Origin of the sequence: Stenotrophomonas forensis, from assembly GCF_028752115.1 — a bacterium.
Lineage (GTDB): Bacteria > Pseudomonadota > Gammaproteobacteria > Xanthomonadales > Xanthomonadaceae > Stenotrophomonas > Stenotrophomonas forensis.
Genome location: NZ_CP082270.1, coordinates 1,745,921 through 1,767,511 on the forward strand (window position 1 = coordinate 1,745,921; position 21,591 = coordinate 1,767,511).

Here is a 21,591-nt window from a genome sequence, read left to right on the forward strand (position 1 = left end):
GCGCAGCCACGCCCACGGAGACCGTGGACGTGGCTGCAAGGTGGGAACAGCGGAAAGCCGGCGGCGTTAGGCCAGCGTTGGCGTGGGGATCAGGCGGCGACCAGTTGCCGGGCCAGTGCGACCTCGACCGAATCACCATCCTGGTTCAGGACGTCCAACCCTGATTCGGGCACGTCGCCCGAGGTGGACTGCGAGACCATGATCTTCTTGGCCATCAGTTCGAGGCAGGTCATCTGCGAGGAGCCGGCGTAGCCAAGGTAGATCACGCGCACGGGTTGCTTCTGCCCGATGCGCCAGGAGCGGCGTGCCGCCTGCTGCAGCGAGTACACGTTGTAGCCCGACTGCATGAACACGATCGTCGGAAACTCCAACAGGTCCAGTCCCGTTTTAACCAGCTCGGGGTTGGTGATGAGCACATCGATGCCACGGTCCAGTTGTTCGGCGATCCAGTCCTCGCGGCGGCTGGCATCCACGCTTGCGCGCAGCACCGCCACCTTGAAGCCTTCCTGCTCCAGCAGCACCTTCAACCGGCTGGTCGTGTCGCGCGTGCCGGTATAGACCGTGTAGGCCAGCACCTTGCGGCCCTGCGCCTTCTCCTCTTTGCAGATGTCGATCAGCTCACGCTCCTTGGGGCTGATCTCGAACTCGTTGAACTGAGCCGGGACGAACGCCAAGGTGTTGCGCGTGCGCGGATGCACCACGGTCTCCGACCGGAAGCAGCAATCTGGCCAGGCCAGTAGCACGTTGAGCACCACACCCAGCAAGGTCGTATCGCGTCGTGCAAGAGCCTGTTTCAGCTCCGCGGTCAGCCGACCCGCCAGATCGCGGTAGGCCGCGGCTTGCGCCGTGTCCATCGCGACTTCGCGGAACTCCTCGTCATACGGCGGCAGGATGTTGCCGCCGATGTCCTTGAGCTTGAGGAAGATCGTGAACGGCAGGATGCAGCGCAAGACGCCCTTGGGGCCGAAGCCCGGGGCCTTGACCGTGCGCACCGATACCTTGGTGCCCTTGGCCGTCTTGTGCGCCGTGCCGGTGCTCTCGGAGTAGATGTCCTTCAAGACCCCGTGATCGCGCATGAACGCCATCGCGGCCGAGGTCATGCTGCCGCTCGTGGTCGGGCGGTAGCCGTCTTCGATCATCCGCCCCGGAAGGGCTCGGAACAGCAGGTAGAACAGGTCGTCCCCGTAGCCGCCCATCAGCGTGCCAGTCAGCAGCAAGGTCTTGCGAGCCTTCGCTGCCAGCACGCCCATGGCCTGGCCTTGGGCACTGCCGCCGTTCTTGTACTCGTGCGCCTCATCGGCGATGAGCAGGTCGAACGTGCCTTGCGGCAGGTAGCGTTTGATGAACTCGGACGGCTGGTAGCCGCCTTCGCCAAAGCCGAACTCCATGTTGGCCATCGCACGTTCCATGCGGGTGGCCTGACGGTCGGAAAACACCAGCTCGCCGTTGCCGTCCATGAGGTTGATGAACTCATGGATGTTGTCGCCGAGCATCGAGGCCAGGAAGCCGTCTCCGAACTTCTGCATCAGCTTCTGCGCGGTGACTGCCCCGATGGTCGGGATGCGCTTCAAGGCTTTCAGCACGGCCGAGGACTGGTCGCTGCCGGACAGGCTGCGTGGGCGGATCAGCGTCCACAGGGGCGCTGCGCAATGGCTGCACTTCCTGCGGTACTCCTCGGCTTCGAGCGCGACCGGGTTGACCGGCTCGCCGTCGAGGTCGGTGATGACCGTGCCGCAGTCCGGGCAGGCCGCCACGTCGCCGTGGCGGGTGCGCCGCTGGGTGAAGACAGGCTTCCAGTGGAATCCCATCCGCATCCTGACGCGCCCCAGGACAAAGAACTCCTGGCCGGTCGGCTGCACACCCAACTGCTCGCGCAGCTTGATGAGCTTGACCAAGGTATCGGGGCCGTTGAGCACCCAGACCTTCGCGCCCGCTACTGTCTCCTGGATCTCGCGCCGCCACTTGTAAACAAGGTGCGGGGGCGAGAGAACCAAGGTCCGGCGGTAGCCTTCGGCGTTGAGCACAGCGGCCGTGGCGATGCCGACGGTCGTCTTGCCGCAGCCCATCTCGCCATTGACGATCGCGGCGCGCTCGCCACGGTCAATCAGCAGCTCCGCGGCGGCGTGGACGACTTCGGCCTGGGCCTGGAACAGCTTGCGCTTGAGGCTGGCGACGATGAGCTGGCGATGTGCTTGCGGTTGGCCGGTATAGACCGGCGGGTTGGCGCTGTTGAGGGCGTCGAGCAGTTCGTCGCCGAACTCGCCGACGAAATCCTGAAGGCTCAGGGTCAGAGGGGAAGATTCCGCGTCGAGCAGTTCGCCCTGTACGGGCGCGGCTTCAGCGGCATTGGTTTCGAGATCGAGGGACATGGTGATGCTCCAAAGAAAAAGGGGCATGCACCACCCCCAGCGGGGCAGTGGCATGCCCCGTGGTGGGAAGTAAATCGACGCGTGGCCGACGGTGGTTGAAGGTGCTGGCCTGGGTGGCCAGCGGCTGAACCGTGCTCAGTCCTCGGACGGCAGAACGATGACGGTGGCGTGGCGCTCCGCGTCGGTAACGATGCGAATGGCCAGCCCCGGATGGATCACGTAGTGCGATGCCAGCGATGCGCCTGATTGAAGCGCGGTGCTGTTGGCCTGCCATTGCTGGACGTTGACGTCGCCCCAGTCGCCACGGGTGTGGCGCCTGAAGTACGGGATCGGGTCGAGGCGACCCGAGCGGACCAGGCGGTCAATGCCTTTGCTGAAGATAAGCGCCCCGATGGGGAACGCCAGGTTCTGACAGTAGGTTTCGATGCGATGTGATGCCATGGGCTCCTCCTTGATGAGTCATTGAGCCACGACACCCCTGCCGGAGTGAAGTGGCTCCGTCAGGAGAATGAGGATGACGATGTGGGGACGTCAGATCAGGTCCCGCTCTTCGGGAAGCTGGATCACCGTGGTCTGGTGGTCCTCGCTGGTCTTGACGATTAGCGCCAGGTCCGGCGTGATCCTGAACTGCGAGATCATCAGGTTGTCCTGTTGGATCGCCACGTCGTTGGCTTGGCGTGTGGCCTCATCGATCTCGCCCCAGTCCCCGCGCACATGGCGCTGGACATAGGCTAAGGGGTCGATCAGGCCTCTTCGGGCCAGCCAATGCACCTTCTCGCTCAACTTCAACGTACTCGGTGCGAACAACGGTTGCTTGTGCGGCGCTGGCCGCTTGAACGGATTCGGGAACATGGTGTTTCTCCTTCGATGTGGTACAGCAGGACGGCAGCGCGTCCGGTGGATCAGCGGATGGTCAACACCTCGCCCCGTGTCGCGGAGCCAGGCGTCATGTCCCACGCGCGGATGACGGGCACAAACTTGTCGGTGAGGATGCGGGTCTCGGCGATGGAGCCGTCTTCGCGTTCGGTGAATTCCCGCTGGAGCGTTTTGTCCTTGTGGGTGTCACCTTTGACGACGAGCACGCGCCCCGTCTGGGAGCGCACAACGCCGGAGATCGCGCCCGCTGCCAAGGCCAGGGCGAGATGCCAGTGGGACAAGGCTCGCGCCGGTGGACGCAGCGACTGCTGCGCGGCCCCCAGGTGCGTGTCCAGCGACGGCCAGAGGCCTTGCAGCCGACCGACCTCATCGGCGAACTGCTCCGGCTCCATCGTCACGCGGAAGAAATGCTCCGGCTCGACCGGACTGGCGGGGACGATGTACGGCAGGAACGGCCATTCGCTCGGCAGTTCCTCGGCTTCGACTTCGCCAAGCCCAACCTGCAGCAGCAAGTTGCGCACGGCCTTGACGCCATCGGGGGCCTGCTCGCGCTGGCGCACCCTTCGGCCAAAGATCACCACCTGCTTGAACTGCGTTTCCACCGCTCGGTAGATCCGCAGATCGGTGTAGTGGCGTGTCAGCCAACCAACCAGCTCCGCGTCGAGCACGTAGCCGGGGACGATGAAGACCAGCATGCCGCCGTACTGCAGCAGCGACAGCGAACGCTGATAGAACAGCTTTTCGAGGCGGGCACGTCCCTGACCTTGATAGCCGATGTTGCCGTTGACGTCCTTGGACAGGTCGCCATACGGCGGGTTGAGCCAGAGCAACCCGAAGGACTGTTTGGAGACCATCGTGTCCATCAGGTCCGCGTGCAGGCAGTGATCGACCAAGCCTCGGGCATGGCGTGCCCGCTCCGCGTCGAACTCGACCGCGAATGCCTTGGCCTGGTCACGCCCGAGGGCATAGGCGGCTTCGGCGATCGCCACGCCTTCGCCGGCGCAGGGATCAAGGATGCACATCGGCCCGTCGCTGGGCATCAGTGCGTTGAGGGCTCTTTCGAGCGTGGGTTCGTCGGTCGGGTAGTACCCGTTCTTGGCGAAATTGCGGGCGAGCCGCGGGAACATGAGGGCCATGGAAGTCTCCTGGTTGGCGGGGATGAAAGACGGAAGCACGCCGAGACGTGCCTCCGAGGGGGTCAAGCCGCTACCGCTTCCGGCGTCCAAATCTTGGTCGGATAGGGATAGGCGGTGAGCGCGTCACTGCGGATCAGGGAGCCCAGCGCCAGGGTCAGCGCCGGCACGTCGATGGCGAGCCGATGGCCTTCCAGCGGCCCGAGGGCGAACGGAAGGCGGGCCAGCATCTCGCGGCTTTGCAGCAGTTCCAGCACGGTCTCGCGCCAGTGGTCGAGTAGCGGCAACGGGCAGGTGTCCCGCACCAGCATCCACAGGCGGTCAAGCCGGTGGGCGCTGTCGCGCGGCAGCAGTGCCAATGCGCTGGCGTTGGCCTTGTCGGGCTTGACGCAGCGCCGGTCGAACAGCCACACGTTGGACAGCGAACCGAACAGCGTTCGCCGGTAGGCGCGGGTCATGCGCTTTTCCAGGCGATCGACGTTGCCGATGAACACCGGGACGCTGCCGCCCTGGTCGGTGATGACGTGGAACTGGTCCAGTCCCTGCTCGTCGCGCCCGAGGGTCAGGCGAGCGAGGAATTGCTGGACGGCGGTGTCGCGTGCCCAGATGGACAGGAAGATCAGGTTGCCCTGGTCATCGCCAACGCAGGCGTCGGCCATCACGTCCGGGCATTCGTCGATGCGGTACAGCGTGGAAGAAGTGTTTGCGGGCATGGTGGTGTCCTCGGATGAGCGGGAACAGCACCGCCCGTCGGGGCAGGTACTGCCCCGGGGGGGGTGGAAGAAAACCGCTCAGTCCGGCTCGAACTGCCGGGTGTGCGGGTTGAAGTGAAGCGCCTCGTCCACCGCGGTGATCGGCGTGAAGCCGTCCAGGTAGATGTTGTTGAGGTACTGGTCGCGATAGGTCAGCGCCTGCCGTGCCTGCTCCTCGGTGAGGCCGTTGTCGATGAAGTACGCCAGCATTTCCTCGTCGGAGGAAACTTCGTCGTTGGACAAACTGCCTTCAACGAGCTTTAACAGCGAGGCGGGGAGCGCAGCCAGGATCGGGTCCATGTTGGTTCCTCCTGGCTCAGGCCAATAGTGCCGCGGCGGGTGCCGTGGCAACCGTGGTTGTACGACGCCGCGCGTGGTAGGCGCGAACGCCTGCACGCCAGTCGGCGGACTGCTCCGGTGCGAGGTCCAGATAGGACAGCGGGCACGAGTAGTAGTACGGGTGCATGGACTCGTCCAGCGGCTTGTAGCCCCACTGGTTGCCGCTGCGCTCCAGAAGATCGCAGCGGATGTAGCGCAGGGACTGGCCCGGCGCGAGATCACGATGCACGCCTTCGGCCCTGGCCGTCACTTCCGCGACGGACCAGAGGACGTTGCCGCGCAGCGTGTGGGCGATGACCTTCACGCTGGCGCGCTCGGTCTCCTGCGGTGCGATCAGTTCGGCGATCAGTTCAGACCGCGATTGGGGAGAGAAATACCAGCCCATGAGAGGCCTCCTGAAGAAGTAGAGCCAGAGGCCTCCCCGTGGGGAAGAACCCCCAGCGGGTGATGGAATGCCGCGTGTGCGGCGATGGAATGCAGTGCGGGCTAGGAACCGCAACCGGCCGGGCAGCAACCCAGCGTGATCCCATGCGAACAGCAGCCGTTTTCAGCGAGCCAGTCCTGGGTTTCCTGCCGTTCGGCAGGTGTTGCGTAGTCCCATTCCTGGGTCGCGATTTCCAGCGCATGAACGCGCTGGCTTTCCGGCAATCGACTGGCTTGCGCGTCGATCTCCGAGCTGAAAAGCGTGACCCAGTGATCCCAGGACAGGCCGCAACCACGTTGGGCATGCTCGGCGGCCGTCTTGCAAACGGCGCGCCACGCGGTTTCGTCCAGCGCGGAACGGGGTGTATCGCAAGTGATGGTGGACATGATGGAGACCTCCAGAAGAAAGCCGAGGCCACCCCCGCATGGGGAAGGAACCCCAGCGGGTGGATGAAGAACACCGCGGATGCGGTGTCTGCAATCACGCAGGTTGCAGTTCGGCCTGGCGGCTCCACTCCTGCGTCTTGAAGTCCAGCGCGTAGCCCAGTTCGCCCAGGCGGGCGATCTGGGCGCGCAGGGCGCGGCGGTCGATGGTCGAATCCAGCTTCACAGACTCGCCCAGCGGCCACAACAGGCCGAACAGCGCGGCGTCGCCATCCTCGGTGCTGCCGGGGGCAGCAGCCGCAGCAGGCGGCGCGTCCACGCCGAAGGGCGTGGTATCGACCAGCGGGTCCGCGGACGTCTGCACGGGTGCAGGTTTGGCGGACCTGGATGCCTTGGCGGGTTTGGCCGGCGTTGTCGCAGGCTGTGTCCCTTGATCTTCATCGAGCGGATCGACTTCCTGCGGGGCGAAGCTATGTGCTTCGGCCTTGCTCAGCTTGTCGATGCCGAAAAGTGTCATACCGTCCAGGTTGGCGCGCATCTCGAAACGCATGCTGCCGTCGCTGATCGGATAGCCTTTGAGGAAGATGTAGCGAAGGACGAACTCCCCTTGATACTTGCCCTCGGGGTATTGCTCCAACTCCGCGTCTTTAATCGTGAATTTTCCGAGTTGGCATTCGAGCTTGCCAACATTGAACTTTCCGTTGCGGCCATGAATGGTGCGCAGCGCGAGCTGGCCCGGGACGATGATGGGAGTGGCCGATTTCTCGGGTGCCGATGTGACTGCCATGATGCTTCTCCTTGAGGAATAGGAAAAAGGCAAGGCCCCGTGAGGGGCCATGCCGGATCAGAACGAAGCAGCCAATGCCGGCTCCTGCTCTTCGACTTCACCTGCGGGCTCGCGCTCGGCGGGCTCGATAGGCTGGTCGGCAGCGGTGTCGGCGGCGTCCTCGGCTTCGGGCGCGGGTGCGTCCTCGGCCTGCGACGCCTCGGCTTGCGCCTGGCTCGTCGGATAGACCTGGGTGCCGTCGATCTTGATCAGACCGATGTGGATCAGCGTCGATTCCAGGCTCGCTCCCGGCTCCCCGGCGCGCTCACCCTTGGTGCGGATGTACGGATCGATCTTCATGTCGTTCAACTTGAAGGCGATCAGCACCTTGCGGTCCCCTTCGATGGCCTGCACGCACCGGCGAACCAGGTGCTCGGCTTCAGGGGTGGCGACGATGGTGTCGAAGTACCGATAGTCCGGTTCACCGACAGGCCCGGCCAGAGCCGCGACGCAGCACGACAGGAACGGATCGCCATCCTTGGGGGTGACGTCCTTCGGACGGCTGAGGTAGCCGATGCCGCGGGTGATCAGCTCGTGCTGCTTGATGGAAGCCAGTTCGGCCCGGTCAAGCGGCTCGGCCTTGAGCAGTCGCGCCTTGAGGGACGCGGCGGCTTCACCCTTGCGCTCGCCCTTGTCGCGGATGTACGCATCGCCCCACAGGTCGCCGAGGCGGAAGCGCACCAGCGGGCGCTGCTTGGGATCGTCAACGCCGATGTAGCGCTGGACGAGGTTCTTGGCCTCGGCACCCGAGACCTTGACGTCGAAGTAGCGGTAGCTGGGGTCCCTGGCGGGGCCGACCAGCGCGGCAACGGTGCATGCCAGGAAAGGCTGCGCACGGCGGCCGCCCCGGACAGGCACTTCACGGACACGCTGGATGTAGCCGATGCCCGAGGTGTGGAGGTCGAAATACGATTTCTCGTTGGACGTGGTGTTCATGGTGAATCTCCATAGGGAAGAAGCGGAGACACACCAGCCCCACGCATGCGGGGAAAGGTGCGTAACCCCGCGGTGGGTCGATAAGGCGAAAGCATCCGCCACCAGAGACTGGTGGCCGCTCGCGGATGGATGCGGTGCGAGCTGGCTCGGTCACGCAGTGGGAACTGCGACGCAACCTTGAAGACCGATGGTTGCTTGGCATGTCGCTGACAACGTCAGCAGGCATGGGGTCAGCATGGCCGGGCCTCGCGCGCGCGACAGCAATCAATCGGCATCCGGGCGCTTCCCATTTTTTCCAGGCTGCCCAGTTCCGCCCAAAAGAAAGCCCCCGAAATGGGGGCTTCAAGGGGTATGCGGACATTTTTGGACTACGCCGATTCCACCGCCGCCAGCGACAGATACGTAGCGGTGGCGGACAGCTCCAGATCATCTGAGCTTTGCAGAATGCGAGTGAAAACGCTGTCTTTCGGGTCGAAGAACTCGCCGAAGTCGTCGCCGCCAAGCTCGGCGCGTGCCAGTTCCCACCAGTCATCGAACGGGTCGGTATCCGGGTTGCAGCCGACGGCATAGGCCAGCAGCTTCACGCGGCCATCGGGGCGGCGCTCTCCGCGCTCGGCGAGGAAGTACACGCCCTGGTCCTTGGCCAGGGCGACGCGGCATTGGTTGGCGATGGCTTCGGCAAGCACGGGGCGCAGGTCGGAGCCTCTGAATCGCAGTGACATGGTTGAAATCTCCTGTATGGATGAAGAAAAAAGCCCTCCACCGAAACGGATGGAAGGCTTGTGGGGCAGTCGCCGGTAGGCTGTGGACTGATCAGTCGTGCCGCTAGGCTTCCTGTCTGGCACGTCAGGCTGGAACCGCCTGACGTTGCCGAAAGGCTTTGGCGTCGATCACGCTCACGTCGATCAGGCGCCAGCGCCCGTCGTCGATGAGCCGCTCCAGCACTTCACCGAGCATGTCGAAATACACCTCGTCGTGCCTATCGACCAACTCACCGTCGCGGTGCAGCTCCACCACGTAGGTGTCGCCGCCACGGTCGTAGAGGATCGTCACCTGACCCTCGAACTTGGTGGTTGAGACCGTGAAGCTGATCGCCGGCGGGGTCTCGATGATCCTGGAGGGCTTGGGATCGACCCAGGCGAAGTCGCGGGCACCTGCATCGACCAGCATGTGGGTGATGCACCGGAACCCGTCGGGCGCGGGCATCTCCTCCAACTGCTCGATGAGTTGGCCCAGCTCCATGCACTGCGGCTCGGGAATGGGCAGCTTGGCGGGTGCTTTGCCAAGGATATGCCTCGTGATGGTGTAAGGCGTGCCATCCGAAGTCTTCTCGGTGACGACTTCCGGGGTGTCCGCGCGAAGCCCGTCGAAACGTCGCCGGGCGTAGGGTTGGACATGGACCTTGGCGCCCTCGCTGGGAACGGTGGTCACCAGGTTGGGATCGAGCACGGCGAACTCGGAAGGCTTGAGCTTGACGACGATGGCATCGTCGGTCGCGGAGACTACCTTGCCGTTGAAGGGCTGAGGGTCAATGGCGAAGCCCAACGTCGAGGACTGCGGCTGATCATCGAATACGCGGTATTTGAACGAACGCACGTTGCGAGGGACATGGCCCGCGACAAGCGAAGGCATCATGGATTTGATGAGGGAACGGTCCATGGGAATCTCCTTGAGGAAGAACAAGGGATTCCCCGCCCGCAAGGGAGAGGTCCCTTGTGGGTGGCGTGAACGGACGGGGTACGTCCATAGGAAGAAACGACCAGCACGGTTTCCCGCACTTGCAGCCTTGAAGGTCTCGGCTGCCAGGGCATGTGTCGGCAACGCCGACGAACATGGAGCAAGGATGGCTCTGGAATGGGCGGCCTGCCTGCAAGAAATCGCACAGCGTCGCACCCGCTTTCCTGCGCTGCGGACAAGAAAAAGCCCCTCGAAAAGGGGCTTGGTTGGGTCAGGCTTCGTACACGAAGTAGTGCTCGCGCTGACGTGGGAAGAAGACATGCTTCCATGTATCGCCGCTGGTGTTGCCACCGTCGAAGACGACCATTTCGTAGTCGTCAATGTCGGTGTCCACCAGGTCGGCGCTGGCGATATGGCGCATGTGCAGCGTGCCGCTCATGCGCTCGAATACCAGGATCTGGCCGATGGCGTCGTCCTGGCCCATGGCATTGACGCAGGCGCCGAGCTGGTGCTCGAAGTCTGGCGTGCGCGAGATGAGGTCGGGGAACATGAGGTTGCTCCTATGAAAATGGACCAGCCCGGCTCCGGGAGGGAGACGGGCCGGTATGGGGGAGAACAAAGAGGAAGGATGTTGCGTCGAGCGGCTGCTAGGATTCGGCCAACGGCAGGCCCAACAGCACGGGTGCGTCGGCGTCGAGAATCAGGATGCGCACGTCGGCCTGGCCAGCCAGTTCAATGACGTTCGCCAGGTCATCCGGCATACCCTTGCTTCGGTGCTCCTGGCGAAGCTGCTCCGCACTGATGCCCTCGGCGTGGTCCAGGTTCTTGTCCGTCCAGGGAGTGGAGATCAGCTTGATGCCGATCGCCGGGCTGTACGGAACCCGGAACGCGATGAACAGGAATGCCTCCGGCGTAGCGAGGTCTGCCAGGTTGGCGAGGTATTGGCCGGTTTCTTGGCTGATGTGTGCGCTGCTGATTTCCCAGCACCGGCTGTAGTAGCCGGTCTCGAAACTCAGGCGCTGTACGACTTCCCGCGCTGCCTCTGCCGAATAGGCGTCGCCGACGTGGATGGGGCGACCGTCGAAGTCGTCGCCATGGATGGCATAGACCACGGCACCGATTACACCTTCGCCGCTGACACCTTCTGCGGTATCGCATTCGGCCAGCACCTCGGCACTCACGGGTTCGGGACCATTCCTGACCACGGCGAAATCGCTGGTGACGATGCACGAGGATGAAATCAGTTCCTCGTCGGAAAAGTGCTTTTGACTCGCGTGGATGATTCGCCAGACATGCGGGCTTCCGTCGTCGTAGCCGATGCACAGCGTGCGGACGATTTTCAGATTCCAGTAGCCGCGGAGAAAGGGATTGGGTTTCTGGGACATGGGAACTCTCCAGATTTGAATATTGGGGCCAATCTCCGCCACCGGGAATTGGACCCGGTTGGTTGAAAGTGGAAAATGCGTCAGTCGGCGCTGATCGTTGGCGTCTGAACCAGCCGTTCGGCGATGCGATGGCGCACATTTAGGCGAAATTGCTCATCGGTGATGCCGGCAAGCAGGTTGGCGGCCTCCAGCGCGATCAACGCTGAGGCCTCTTCGATGTCGGCGGCCAGGATGGTGTTGCGCAGTTGATCGCCGAGTTGAAGCGCCTGCGAGGACGTTCTGAAGACCTGGACCTCACGGCTCAGGTAGCAGCCGTTGCCGCCGAACTCGAATAGCCTTGGCTTGCTGCAATACCAGCAGCCCTCAAACTGGATGGCGGTCAGGTTATGGCCGTCATCGAAGCGGGTAGCGATCAGAAGCAGGGCTTCCAGGTCGGCGCCGTCCTCGAATTGGTGGTGCTCGATCAGGTTCTCCAGCTCCCCGTCCTGGTCAGCACCGAAGTGCGCGGCCAGCCGTTCAAGCAGAGGCGGAATCGACAACTCTTCGTCGTCGGGCATGGGGATGCCGAGTTGTGTGGCCAGGTTTTCCAGACCGTCCAGCACATCTGTCCAGCGTGGATCATTGGTTTCGGCGATCTGGGCGATGTAGGCCTGCCCATTGCCGGGATGGTTTTCGTCGAGCGCGAAAGCACCGAACAGTGCCTTGATGACGGGAGTAACGCGGTTGAGCACGAGAACGCCCGTGCCTTCGTAGTAGTTGTTTGCCATGCTGGCTCCTTTCGAGAAGAGCGGAGCCAGCCCATGCGGACGATGGCGTCCGCAGGGAATAGCCCAAGGCCGTTGGCGTCGGGCGATGGGGAAGAAAAATTGAGGGACATGGCCTTATGGGCGCATGTCCCTCACGGGGGGATCGAGAGGACAGTGGCGTGCCGGAGACCGGCTCACCAACCGCTGTAGTTCACCAGCAGGTCGGCGATGACCTTGCGGCGTTCCAGATCGAGACCGTCGAAGTCCGACAGCCCGTGGAAGCGGCAGCGCTTGAGCATGGCACCGCCCTCGCGCGCGTTGTAGAAGCTGACCATGGCGGACAGGAACATGCGTTCGCCGCTGCTCAGGACGCCGAGGGCATCGTTGAGCCGCAGCATGTCGGGACGCAAATCCCACTTGGTCTTGGCCTGGTTCAGGCCTTCACGGGTGCCGTCGCCGAACCACTCGGGACCAGCAATCTCGACACCGCGCTTCCAGGCCTCGAAGAAGGCTTGGGGCGCGGCAGCGAAATGCTGCTCTTCCCGCATGATCTCATCGACGACTTCCCGCGGCAGTAGCTGGTTCATGACGTGATTTCTCCAGTTGGATCAGGGAATGGCGAGCTGGGACCAGCCGCCTCTTTCGAGGGCGCGTTGAGCCGCGGCATAGCTGCGGAAGTACTCGCGGGATTCCCGCGAAACGGGACCTTCGGTATCGCGCGTGCCGATGTAGTGGCCGGCGGCGCTTTGCAAGACTTCGAGCGGCAGGAACTTGCCGCAGTAGGTCAGGGCCAACTGGCCGAAAGAGGCTTGCTGGGACATGGACGGGCTCCTTGGAAAAGCGGGGCCTTGTCCCTCACGGGATGGCAGCTCCCGCACGCGGTTGATAAAAAGCATCAGCGTCACGGGGACGCTCATCCGCAGAATTGATGCGATGCGGACTGGTGGGTGACGCGGGAGAGACCCGCGGCAGCCTGGAACCCTGGCTGCTGGCATGTGCTGACGAATCAGCGAACATGCAGGCAGCTTCGTGCGAGGGCTGCGCCGCGTCAGTTGGAAAACGGCATTCGGCCCAGCCCCGATTGATGAGCACAGGAAAAGAAAAGCCCCGCATCGAGTACGGGGCTGTCAGGAGGGTGCGGTGGCGCTGGGTCAATCGGGCTTGTCGCCCAGGACATGCTGCTTCCACAGGTCGAATGCCCGCTCGGGCGGAAGCTCGGCGAGGATGACGATGGGCTGGGCCTGCCTGGTGCGCAGCGAAGCGAAGTACGCCTTGCGGTCGGCGATAGCCTTGAGCTTGATGCCTTTGATGAACAGCAGTTTGCCGTCCTTGATGAACAGCACCTTGTTGCCGATGTCGCGGTTGAAGGCGGCTCGCACCTTGCGCTCCGCGTGCATGGCATCGGCCAGTTCATCGACCAGGAAGTCGAGCGTCATGTCGATGTAATGAGGGTCTTCACCCTCCTGGCCTAGATCGAGCGGCGCAGGCGGCAAGCCCTTGGCAAAGGCTTCGGCCTGAGCCAGCAGCGTCGTCTTGCCGTTGAGCGCGCGGAGGAATGTCGAGCCGCCATGCCCGTCGTTGCGGGCCTCGGCGATGGGAGTGCCGTCGAACACGATGGTCGCGGTGAAGCACAGCGTTTCCTCGCTGGCGAAGTCGGCGACCTTGAGGTTCTTCAGCGTGATGCGGTCTTGCTTGGTGATGGTGTCCATGGGAAGTCCTGAAATCGACCGGGTGGCGACATGCCCCTGACGGGACGTGGCGACCATCCCGTGGGTTGGAGAAAGGAGGCATCGATGCCCCGGTGGGCAGCGTTCGCCGGTGAGATGCCGAAGCGAACTGGTGGGTGGCGTGGGCGGAACCCACGGCAGCCTTGACACCCTGGCTGCGGGCTGCTGCCGATACATCGGCAATGCAGGGGGAGAATGGCGCGGCCGGCAGGCTGCGTCGTCGATCAATCCGAAGCGGTCGAGTCCGTCTTGTGCAGGCACTGCACCAGCCGGTTGCCCAGCCAAGCCATGCACGGGACGGCCATGGAGTTGCCAATCGCCTTGTAGCGCGGAGCGTCTGCGGCAGGCTTGCCGCGATACGGGATCAGCGTGTAGTCGTCGGGCATGCCCTGCAGCCGCTCGCACTCCATGGGCATCAGCCGCCGCACCCGCCATTGCGACCAGTCCGCTGCACCGGATTCATTCCAGTCGTAGCGGAAATGTGCCTCGAAGTCGGGGGCCAGGACATGGGGCTTGTCTGCGCCGCCGCCGCTGGTACGCAACGCCGCCGCAACGCTTCCGCCCAGTTCGGCAGCAAGACCCTGCGTCCGTCCCCGCAGGGCAACGCAGGCCACCATCGGCACACCGTAGCCCGGCTTGCCGTTGGACAGGACGGTGCAAGACACCTGTCCATGGCCCGACTCGAAGCGCACTTCGCCGCGGTTGTTCTGCGCGAAGGCGATGGCGGGCACGACGCCTGCGTTCGCATGGCTGTTGCGATGCCCGCCGGCACGCAGCGTCGGCGTCAGGTCGATCGTGGCGTCCGCGCCGCTGCCCTGGGCGGTGAAGGCGATGATCGGCACGCCCTTTCCCGTACCGTCCTCGCTGCTGCCCTTGCCGTTGTTGGCGGTGTCGAGGGTGTGGGCGATGCTGCCGGCGATGGACTGCACCATGAACGTCTCGGTGCGGATGTCGTGCTTGGGACCCGCGGCCATCAGGCATGCCGCAACATCGACGGGGCCAATGCCGCCGCTGAATCCGAACGTCGTCGTGACCTTGCCGTAGGGCTGGTTCAGTCCAGCGAATCCTGCGTATCCGCCTGCTGCTGCAGCACCCGGTCCAGCAGCGCGGGCAGCTTCTTGCCACGGCGCGCGGCCCGCAGAAGAATCCCCGCGCAGGCCTGTGCGCTCAAAAAGTACTTCGGAGGGATCGAGGTCATCACCACCACATGCCACAAGAAACACGCGCTTGCGGCGTTGGGCGACACCGAAATATTGAGCGTCGAGCACGCGCCAGGCGATGCGGCGGCGGGGTCCAGACACACAACCAGCGTGCGCCCATTTTTCCCCTGGCGGCTGGAGCGCACGGCTTTCTCCGGCCAGTGCGCCCAGGAAATGCCCGAAGGCATTGCTGCGGTCGTTGAGGACGCCGGGGACGTTTTCCCAGACGAGCGTTGCCGGCGGGCGGCGGTCTTGGTGGCGGGTTTGGTCGATGGCATTTGCAAGCTCCACATAGGCAAGGGTCAAGGCGCCGCGCGGGTCGTTCAACCCCTGGCGCGCGCCGGCAACGCTGAACGACTGGCACGGCGTGCCGCCGACCAGGATGTCGGGCGCCGGCACGGTGCCGGCGCGCACCTGACGGGCGATCGCGGTCATGTCGCCCAGGTTGGGCACATGGGGGTAACGGTGGGCGAGCACGGCGCTCGGGAACGGCTCGATCTCGGCGAACCACGCGGCTTTGAGGCCGAGGGGTTGCCATGCGAGGCTCACGGCCTCGATGCCGCTGCACACGCTGCCGTACAGCAGTGGCGCGGCCTGGGGCGCACCGCGAAGGGTGCAAGGTTGCGGGTTCATGTCGGGTCTCCTGTTCGTGTGGCCCGGGGCGGGCCGGGACGTTGATAGGCAGGAGAAAGGCGCCGAAGGCCCTGCGGCCTTCGGCTCGGGAGGACAGAACCACCCGTGGGCTGGTGCAGGCCCGGTCGTCGCTAGAACCGTCTGCTCATCAGCAATCACACCCGGCGCATGTCGTGGTTCGCGCCGGCATCGTCTGGCGCACATCCGCGCACAAAGGGAGCCCGTTTTTGCGCCGGCGGGCACCGGCACCGAATACCGCTGACCACGAAGGGTCTCCGGGTGGCTCGCGCAGCTTGGCAAGCCACCGGGGGACCCTTCGCAGAGGCGGGAGAAATGCAGATCAGCAGAACGCGCAGGAGGCGGTTCGCGGAGAAGCTACCTTCAGGTCCCGCGGCCGGGGATGACCAAGCGGGACGCGCACACGGACAAGAAGGCGTTGCGCGCTGGGCGTCCCGCAGGGCGTGCGGAACACAGGCCGCGCCGCCGATGGCGGGCACGGTTCACGGGGAACGGGGTCGGTCAGGAGCCTTTGCGGCCGCTGCGGCGCGGGCGCGAGGCACCACGCTTGGACGTGCCGGATTCGACCGGCAGCGTGCCTTTGCAGTCGGGGTAGCGACTGCACGACCAGAATGGGCCGCTCTTGCCGGTGCGCTGGCGCGTCGGTGCGCCGCACTGTGGGCAAGGCGGTCCGTGGGGAACCTTGATGGACAGGGACGTGCTGCCGTACTGCGCGATCAACTGTGAGATCCATGCAGCCTGCTTGCCGATGAATACGTCCAGCGTGAGCTGTCCAGCTTCGATCATGTCCAGCGCCTGTTCCCAGACGGCGGTTGTCCCTGGGTCGGCAATCGCTGTGGGCACCGCGTCGATCAGGGTGAAGGCCGCATCCGAGGCACGGATGGCGCGGCCCTTCTTCACGAGGTAGCCCCGCGTCAGCAGGCCACTGATGATGTTGGCCCGCGTCGCTTCGGTGCCGATGCCGACCGTATCCTTGAGCTTCTGTTTCAGGCGCGGGTCCGAGACCAGTTTGGCGACGCCCTTCATGGACTTGACCAACTCGCCCTGCGTATAGGGCCGAGGGGGCAGCGTCTTGAGCGCCTTCAGATCGACGTCGGCCACCTGACATGCCAGGCCCTCGCGCAGCGCGGGCAGTACCTGGCTGCGCGCCGCAGGGTCGCCATCCTCCTCGGATTGCGGTTCGGCCAGCACCAGGCGCCACCCCTTGACGACGACCTGCTTGCCGGTGGCCGCCAGCGTCTGCTGGCCGCAGGAGAGGTTCGCCACATTGCGGTCGAACTCGTGGTGAGGAAGGAATTGCGCCAGGTAATGCGCCCGGATCAGCCGATACACTGCCAGTTCCTTCTCACTCATGGTCGAGAGGTTCGCCGGTTCGAGCGTCGGGATGATGCCGTGGTGAGCAGACACCTTCGCGTCGTTCCAGGCGCGTGAGCGTTGAGTGCGGTTGAGCTGGTCCATGATCGGTCGCAGCAAGGGATCGGTCTTGACCAGGCTGTCGAGGACCGTTGGCACCTCGGCGAACATGCTTTCGGGCAGGTAGCCCGAATCGGAGCGCGGGTACGTCGTGGCCTTGTGCGTCTCGTATAGGGCCTGAGCAATGTCTAAGGTCTCCTGCACATCGAGCCCAAGCTGCCTGGAACACACCTCCTGCAAGGTCCCCAGGTCGAACGGCAGCGGCGGGCCTTCCCGCACGCGCTCGGTTTCGACCGCCACCACCTGGGCGCTGTCCGCGGCGCGGATCTGCTGCGCGGCGTGCTGCGCGATGGGCTGCTGCAGGCAGCGGCCGGCGTCGTCGGTGCATGCTTTCGGGGGAACCCACTGCGCGGCGAAAGTCTGGCCACCGGCGGACAGGGACACGTCGATGGCCCAGTACGGCACGGACACGAAGGCGGTGATCTCGCGGTCGCGGTCCACGACCAGTTTGAGCGTGGGGGTCTGGACGCGGCCTACCGACAGCACGCCGTCGTAGCCGGCCTGCCGTCCCAGCACCGTGAACAAGCGGCTGAGGTTCATGCCGACGAGCCAATCCGCCCGAGAGCGCGCCAGCGCCGAGTAGTACATCGGCAGCGTCTCGGCCGATGGCCGGAGCTTGCCGAGTGCCGCGCGGATGGACGCATCGTTGAGCGCCGACAACCACAGCCGTTCGATGGGACCGCGGTAGCCGCACAGGTCGATGATCTCGCGGGCGATCAACTCGCCCTCGCGGTCGGCATCTGTGGCGATGACAAGCTGGGTCGCCTTAGCCAGAAGCGCCTTGACGACTTTGAACTGCGTGGCGGTTTTAGGTTTGACCTCGACCCGCCAGTGCTGAGGAATGATGGGCAACTGCTCCAGCGACCAGCGCTTGAGCGCCGCGTCATAGACCTCGGGGGCTGCCGCTTCGACGAGATGGCCGATGCACCAGGTGACGGTGACGCCGGAACCGTTGAGGCAGCCTTCACCGCGCTGCGTGGCACCGAGAATTCGGCCAATGTCTTTGCCCTGGGAGGGCTTCTCGCACAAGAACAGCCGCATGTCCGTCCATCCCGATTCCCGTTGTTCATGGAGTTGCTGGAATCGAGGATGCCGAGCGCCACCTGGGGTAGCAGCAAACAAGCCGCATGCGCCGGCGACCGCTTTCACGCCGATGGAATGGCTCGGGCGGGGATGGCGCGTGGCCGCAGGTGTGCGGACCAGTAGCCGCGATTTGCGGGAGCGCGTGGAAGTCGATGGACGTTGATGGAGCTATCCCCAGGGGATAGCTTGCGGGGTGCATGGAGGGCGGCGAAGCACTACGGCGGCCGCCCTCCATGCCGGTTCACTTCCTGCGCTTCGCCTCCTTCGGCGCGGTCGATTCCTGGGCAGCCTGTGGCTTCGGTTCTGCCTCCTGCGGCTTCGGACTGAGGGCCACGGACTCGATGCGGTACGGCAGGATGCCGACGCTGCGCGCGTTGATCTGCCAGGTCTCGCGCGGCTGATCTTCGTTGTCCGTCCAAGGCTCGCGCTCCATGCGGCCGATGACCAGCACGCGCATACCTTTCTGGTACAGGTCCTTCCAGTGCTCGGCGTCGCGGTGCCAGATTTCCACCGGCGCCCAGAAGCCGCCGCGGTCCTCGAAGGTGCCATCCTTCTTGGGTACGGGGTTGTCGAAATAGACGTTCAGGCGCAGCAAGCGGCTGGGTTCGTCATTGCCGTTGGGGAATTCGCGGTACTCCGGTGGCGAGCCGATGTTGCCTTCGCCAGAAAAATGCGTGCTCATGGTGTGATCTCCGTGGTGGTTGAAATACCCGTGCCTCGTCGGCGCCGGGCGCGTGCTGGGATGCCCGGCGCAATCACCGATCGCGCATTGCGGCAGGAACGGACGTGAGCCGGTGCAGGTAGGCGTCGTCCGCCTCGGCGGCCTTGCTGGCGCATTCCTGCGCCTGCCTGCCCAAGGTGTGCAGCAGGCTGATCTGCATGTTCAACGTGATGCGCTGCAGCTCGATCGCGTGCAGGTCGGCCAGCAGGTTGACGGGTGTGCTGCTGCTGGCGATCAGCTCCCGCCACAGCGCCACGCCCATGGCCGACCTGTCGTGCCTGCGCCAGCGCAAGAAGACGGTTCCTGCGCCAGTGGTCTGTTGGGCCAGTTCGATGGGCAGAAGGTGGAAGGGGTGCCCGCATGCTTGCTCCAGCACCTGTCGCTGTGCCAGGGCAATCAACTCGTCGCGCATGGCGAAGCACTGGCTGGCCCAGGCCTCGAAGTCCCCTTTACCCTTAAAAGGCTTTAAAAGGCCTTTTAGAGAGGCCGCGTGTTCCAGCCGCATGAAGGCACCCTGTTGCAGGCCCCGGAAGTAGCGGGTCGGTTGGTTCAGATCGTTCATGCGGGCTCGTCCTCGCCGGCTGACGCTTCGGGCGGCTCTGCGGTGGCGGCTTCGTCGCTGGGCGGAGGCGCTGTGGCAGGACCGTCGCCGCGCTGTTGCAGGCCACGGCGCACGACGGGTGGCGCAAACTTCGAGCGGCGTGTCCCCTCCAGCACCTCCTGCGGCAGTTCGCCGTACTTCTCCAGCGCGACTCGCGCAGCGGCGTTCTTCGCCGCGAAATCGTCGCGGGTGCAGCCCGAGTAGCGATACTGCTGGGCCAGCGAGAACAGGCTGCGCAGCGCGTGCGCGCCCTCGTTGAGCCAGCGTTCCAAGGTGCTGCGGTCGATGAGCGCGGTGTGGTGGGCGAGGATCAGCTTGCGGGCGATGTCGTCGTAGTCGGCCAGGAGATAGACCGCGGCAAAGCCGAGCTGCGCGTTGACGAAGAGCGGGAGCTTGACCGGCTGCACGTTGAGGTTTTCGCCCAGGCTGAGCGCCGGTGGCACGCTCGCCAGCGCCTGGTCCACCTGCTCGCGCAGCGATTGCAGCGTGACCTTGGTTTGGTCGAGCTTGTCCTCGATGCGCAGCATCCACCAGTCCGAGTACGGGTCGTCCTGCTCCGAGCCCCGCCGCATCTTGTTCATCTGGGCGATGTAGCCGTTCAGGCCGACGATGCCCGGTCGCCCCTCGGCGGCGGCGCGGCCGTGCCAGATGCGGGAAGCGTGATGGGTGTGCAGGGTCAGCGACATCGCGCTGCGCAGGGAGCCGAGATTCAGTTGCAGAGGTTCATTGGTTGCCATGGTGTCCGCTCGTTGTTGGAAAAGGAGCGGCCAGCTTCGGCAGGAAGCGGAAGGCAGTCAGTCAAGAATCCGAATCCCGGCGGGCCCCGGTTTAGGGCGCGGCGGTTGCATGCGGCGCGAGCTATCCCCAGGGGATAGCTCCATGGAGCGTCAACGAACGCTGCACGCCGGGATCAGGGTAGGCAACACCGATGCTGCGGCAGATGGTCGATCCCAGGCCTGCGACAACTTGGCGTTGTGCCCAGCAGCGGAACTATCCCCAGGGGATAGCTCTATTGGCGGCCATGGGCATCTACTTTCACCGACTTGCATGCCGGCTCACTTGCTGGCGAGCAGATTGCGTAGCCGCTCGATGTGCTGCTTGGCGACTTCCGGCGGCACTGGCTTACCCTGCGGCTGAGGTGGCGGTGCTGCTGGTGGCCGCTCGTTTGGCGGGACGGGTGCCGATGGCGCGTCTTTCTTGGCCCAGGCATTGAACTCGCCATGGATGGCGCGCTGGATGATGCCGAACAGATACCCCGCAGGATTGCGGATGCCATGACTGCTGCATCGTGCGGCCCAGTCGTCCAGCACGGCCTGTCTCAGCGCGGCATCGACCTGCTGCAATGCCACCCTGGCACCTGTCTGCTGCTCTGCCTTCAGTTCCGTGAAGCGCTTGGGCCATTGCAGATCGCCCAGCGCGCGCGCCTGCGCGGTAGTACGTACTTCATTAATACGACTACTACGTACTGTACGGGCCTGCTTCGGATTCCGAAGAGAGGCGTCTGGCGCGGGTTTCGCCCCTGCTTCGGATTCCGAAGACGGGTCGTCCGCATTCCGAAGAAGGCTCGATGCTCCTTCTTCGGAATCGTGGGCGGCATCCTCCTGTGGATAACTTTCGGCGGCCGTGATGCCTTGGCTGGCGAGGCGTTCGGCCAGGACCTGTAGCCGCGACGGCAGTGTGCGTCCGGAGAGCATCGGATCTTCCGCGATCTCCTTGAGGGTGTTCAGACCGACCATCTGGACAGCCTTGGCCGAATGGCCGAGGGACTGGCTGACCAGTGCCAGGTAGTCGGCGTCGAGCTGCATGGCCTCGAAGGGCGTCAGTGGTTCATCGTGCAGAACGTAGAGGTTGCCGAGGATGCGGCCGGTCTTGGGGTCACGCCGTCGCCGTACCAGGCTCAACCATCGGGTGAGGCGCAACAGCGTCAACGCTCGGGCCACGGTTTCATGCGAGGCCTGCCCGGCGCAGGGCATCGACGCCAGCCAGGGTCGAAGCTGCTCATACGTCGGGAAGGCTGTCATGCCGTCGTCGTTGAGCATCAGCCGGAACACCTGCCAGGCGTTGCGCTCCAGCGGCGTCAGGCGACGGTCGAGGAACAGCCGCCGCGGCACGGTCTCGTGCCGGTTGCCGCTGAAGAGGAAGGCATCGCCTGACGTGGCGGGCGTCGGCGTAGGCACGGGTGCTGGCGCACTGGGGCTGGGCTTGGGCGCGAGGTCTTTCAGGGCAGCATCGAACAGATCCGCGAGTGCGACGGGGCCACGGCGTGGTGCGGTGTCGTCCACGGCCATGG

General features: G+C 64.6%; 24 protein-coding genes. All 24 read right to left on the minus strand.

All coding sequences use genetic code 11. The features are described 5' to 3' along the window. Positions 1–89: 89 nt before the first annotated feature. Positions 90–2,369 (minus strand): helicase-related protein, encoded by a 2,280-nt coding sequence (locus K5L94_RS08195; RefSeq protein WP_028690958.1) that lies wholly within the window; start codon positions 2,367–2,369, stop codon positions 90–92. Positions 2,370–2,504: 135 nt separating this feature from the next. Next, positions 2,505–2,810 (minus strand): hypothetical protein, encoded by a 306-nt coding sequence (locus K5L94_RS08200; protein ID WP_023103916.1) that lies wholly within the window; start codon positions 2,808–2,810, stop codon positions 2,505–2,507. Positions 2,811–2,900: 90 nt separating this feature from the next. Next, the gene (locus K5L94_RS08205) at positions 2,901–3,221 is read right to left on the minus strand and encodes a hypothetical protein (RefSeq protein WP_023103917.1); all 321 of its coding nucleotides are present in this window, start codon (positions 3,219–3,221) and stop codon (positions 2,901–2,903) included. 50 nt (positions 3,222–3,271) lie between these two features. Next, positions 3,272–4,381: a DUF6094 domain-containing protein gene (locus K5L94_RS08210; protein WP_028690959.1), complete on the minus strand. Its 1,110-nt coding sequence runs from the start codon at positions 4,379–4,381 to the stop codon at positions 3,272–3,274. 62 nt (positions 4,382–4,443) lie between these two features. After that, on the minus strand, positions 4,444–5,091 hold the full coding sequence (locus K5L94_RS08215) for a hypothetical protein (RefSeq protein WP_023103919.1): 648 nt from the start codon (positions 5,089–5,091) through the stop codon (positions 4,444–4,446). Between the two features lie 78 nt (positions 5,092–5,169). Continuing rightward, the gene (locus K5L94_RS08220; RefSeq protein WP_023103920.1) at positions 5,170–5,430 is read right to left on the minus strand and encodes a hypothetical protein; all 261 of its coding nucleotides are present in this window, start codon (positions 5,428–5,430) and stop codon (positions 5,170–5,172) included. A gap of 16 nt (positions 5,431–5,446) precedes the next feature. Continuing rightward, positions 5,447–5,854: a hypothetical protein gene (locus K5L94_RS08225; protein WP_153164368.1), complete on the minus strand. Its 408-nt coding sequence runs from the start codon at positions 5,852–5,854 to the stop codon at positions 5,447–5,449. A gap of 101 nt (positions 5,855–5,955) precedes the next feature. After that, positions 5,956–6,279, minus strand: coding sequence for a hypothetical protein (locus tag K5L94_RS08230; RefSeq protein WP_023103922.1), 324 nt, complete (start codon positions 6,277–6,279; stop codon positions 5,956–5,958). Between the two features lie 94 nt (positions 6,280–6,373). After that, entirely contained in the window at positions 6,374–7,063 is a 690-nt protein-coding gene (locus tag K5L94_RS08235) for a DUF3275 family protein (RefSeq protein WP_023103923.1), read from the minus strand. A 57-nt stretch (positions 7,064–7,120) separates the two neighbouring features. Next, positions 7,121–8,038: a DUF3577 domain-containing protein gene (locus K5L94_RS08240; protein WP_023103924.1), complete on the minus strand. Its 918-nt coding sequence runs from the start codon at positions 8,036–8,038 to the stop codon at positions 7,121–7,123. Between the two features lie 368 nt (positions 8,039–8,406). Further along, positions 8,407–8,760, minus strand: coding sequence for a DUF3085 domain-containing protein (locus K5L94_RS08245; protein ID WP_009459699.1), 354 nt, complete (start codon positions 8,758–8,760; stop codon positions 8,407–8,409). A 124-nt stretch (positions 8,761–8,884) separates the two neighbouring features. Continuing rightward, a complete protein-coding gene (locus K5L94_RS08250; RefSeq protein WP_023103925.1) occupies positions 8,885–9,697 on the minus strand; it encodes a hypothetical protein in 813 nt (270 codons plus the stop codon). Between the two features lie 289 nt (positions 9,698–9,986). Next, entirely contained in the window at positions 9,987–10,265 is a 279-nt protein-coding gene (locus tag K5L94_RS08255; RefSeq protein WP_009459701.1) for a hypothetical protein, read from the minus strand. 97 nt (positions 10,266–10,362) lie between these two features. Further along, positions 10,363–11,100 (minus strand): DUF5983 family protein, encoded by a 738-nt coding sequence (locus K5L94_RS08260; protein WP_017512403.1) that lies wholly within the window; start codon positions 11,098–11,100, stop codon positions 10,363–10,365. An 80-nt stretch (positions 11,101–11,180) separates the two neighbouring features. Then, positions 11,181–11,867, minus strand: a complete 687-nt coding sequence (locus K5L94_RS08265; protein WP_017512402.1) for a hypothetical protein — start codon at positions 11,865–11,867, stop codon at positions 11,181–11,183. Between the two features lie 173 nt (positions 11,868–12,040). After that, positions 12,041–12,433, minus strand: coding sequence for a hypothetical protein (locus tag K5L94_RS08270; RefSeq protein ID WP_274512403.1), 393 nt, complete (start codon positions 12,431–12,433; stop codon positions 12,041–12,043). A 21-nt stretch (positions 12,434–12,454) separates the two neighbouring features. Beyond that, positions 12,455–12,667, minus strand: a complete 213-nt coding sequence (locus K5L94_RS08275; RefSeq protein ID WP_003290186.1) for a hypothetical protein — start codon at positions 12,665–12,667, stop codon at positions 12,455–12,457. A 330-nt stretch (positions 12,668–12,997) separates the two neighbouring features. After that, complete coding sequence (locus K5L94_RS08280) at positions 12,998–13,555, minus strand: hypothetical protein (protein WP_023103929.1); 558 nt, start codon at positions 13,553–13,555, stop codon at positions 12,998–13,000. Between the two features lie 242 nt (positions 13,556–13,797). Further along, the gene (locus K5L94_RS08285) at positions 13,798–15,405 is read right to left on the minus strand and encodes a DNA cytosine methyltransferase (protein WP_023103930.1); all 1,608 of its coding nucleotides are present in this window, start codon (positions 15,403–15,405) and stop codon (positions 13,798–13,800) included. A gap of 519 nt (positions 15,406–15,924) precedes the next feature. Next, on the minus strand, positions 15,925–17,937 hold the full coding sequence (locus K5L94_RS08290; protein WP_028690960.1) for a DNA topoisomerase III: 2,013 nt from the start codon (positions 17,935–17,937) through the stop codon (positions 15,925–15,927). 283 nt (positions 17,938–18,220) lie between these two features. Further along, entirely contained in the window at positions 18,221–18,661 is a 441-nt protein-coding gene (locus K5L94_RS08295) for a single-stranded DNA-binding protein (protein ID WP_028690961.1), read from the minus strand. Positions 18,662–18,734: 73 nt separating this feature from the next. After that, positions 18,735–19,262 carry a DUF3158 family protein gene (locus K5L94_RS08300; protein WP_028690962.1) on the minus strand — a complete coding sequence of 176 codons (528 nt, stop codon included), beginning with the start codon at positions 19,260–19,262 and terminating at the stop codon, positions 18,735–18,737. Beyond that, complete coding sequence (locus tag K5L94_RS08305) at positions 19,259–20,038, minus strand: PFL_4669 family integrating conjugative element protein (protein WP_028690963.1); 780 nt, start codon at positions 20,036–20,038, stop codon at positions 19,259–19,261. The genes K5L94_RS08300 and K5L94_RS08305 overlap by 4 nt, the downstream gene beginning before the upstream one ends. Positions 20,039–20,356: 318 nt before the next feature. After that, positions 20,357–21,589, minus strand: a complete 1,233-nt coding sequence (locus K5L94_RS08310) for an STY4528 family pathogenicity island replication protein (protein ID WP_028690964.1) — start codon at positions 21,587–21,589, stop codon at positions 20,357–20,359. Positions 21,590–21,591: the final 2 nt, after the last annotated feature.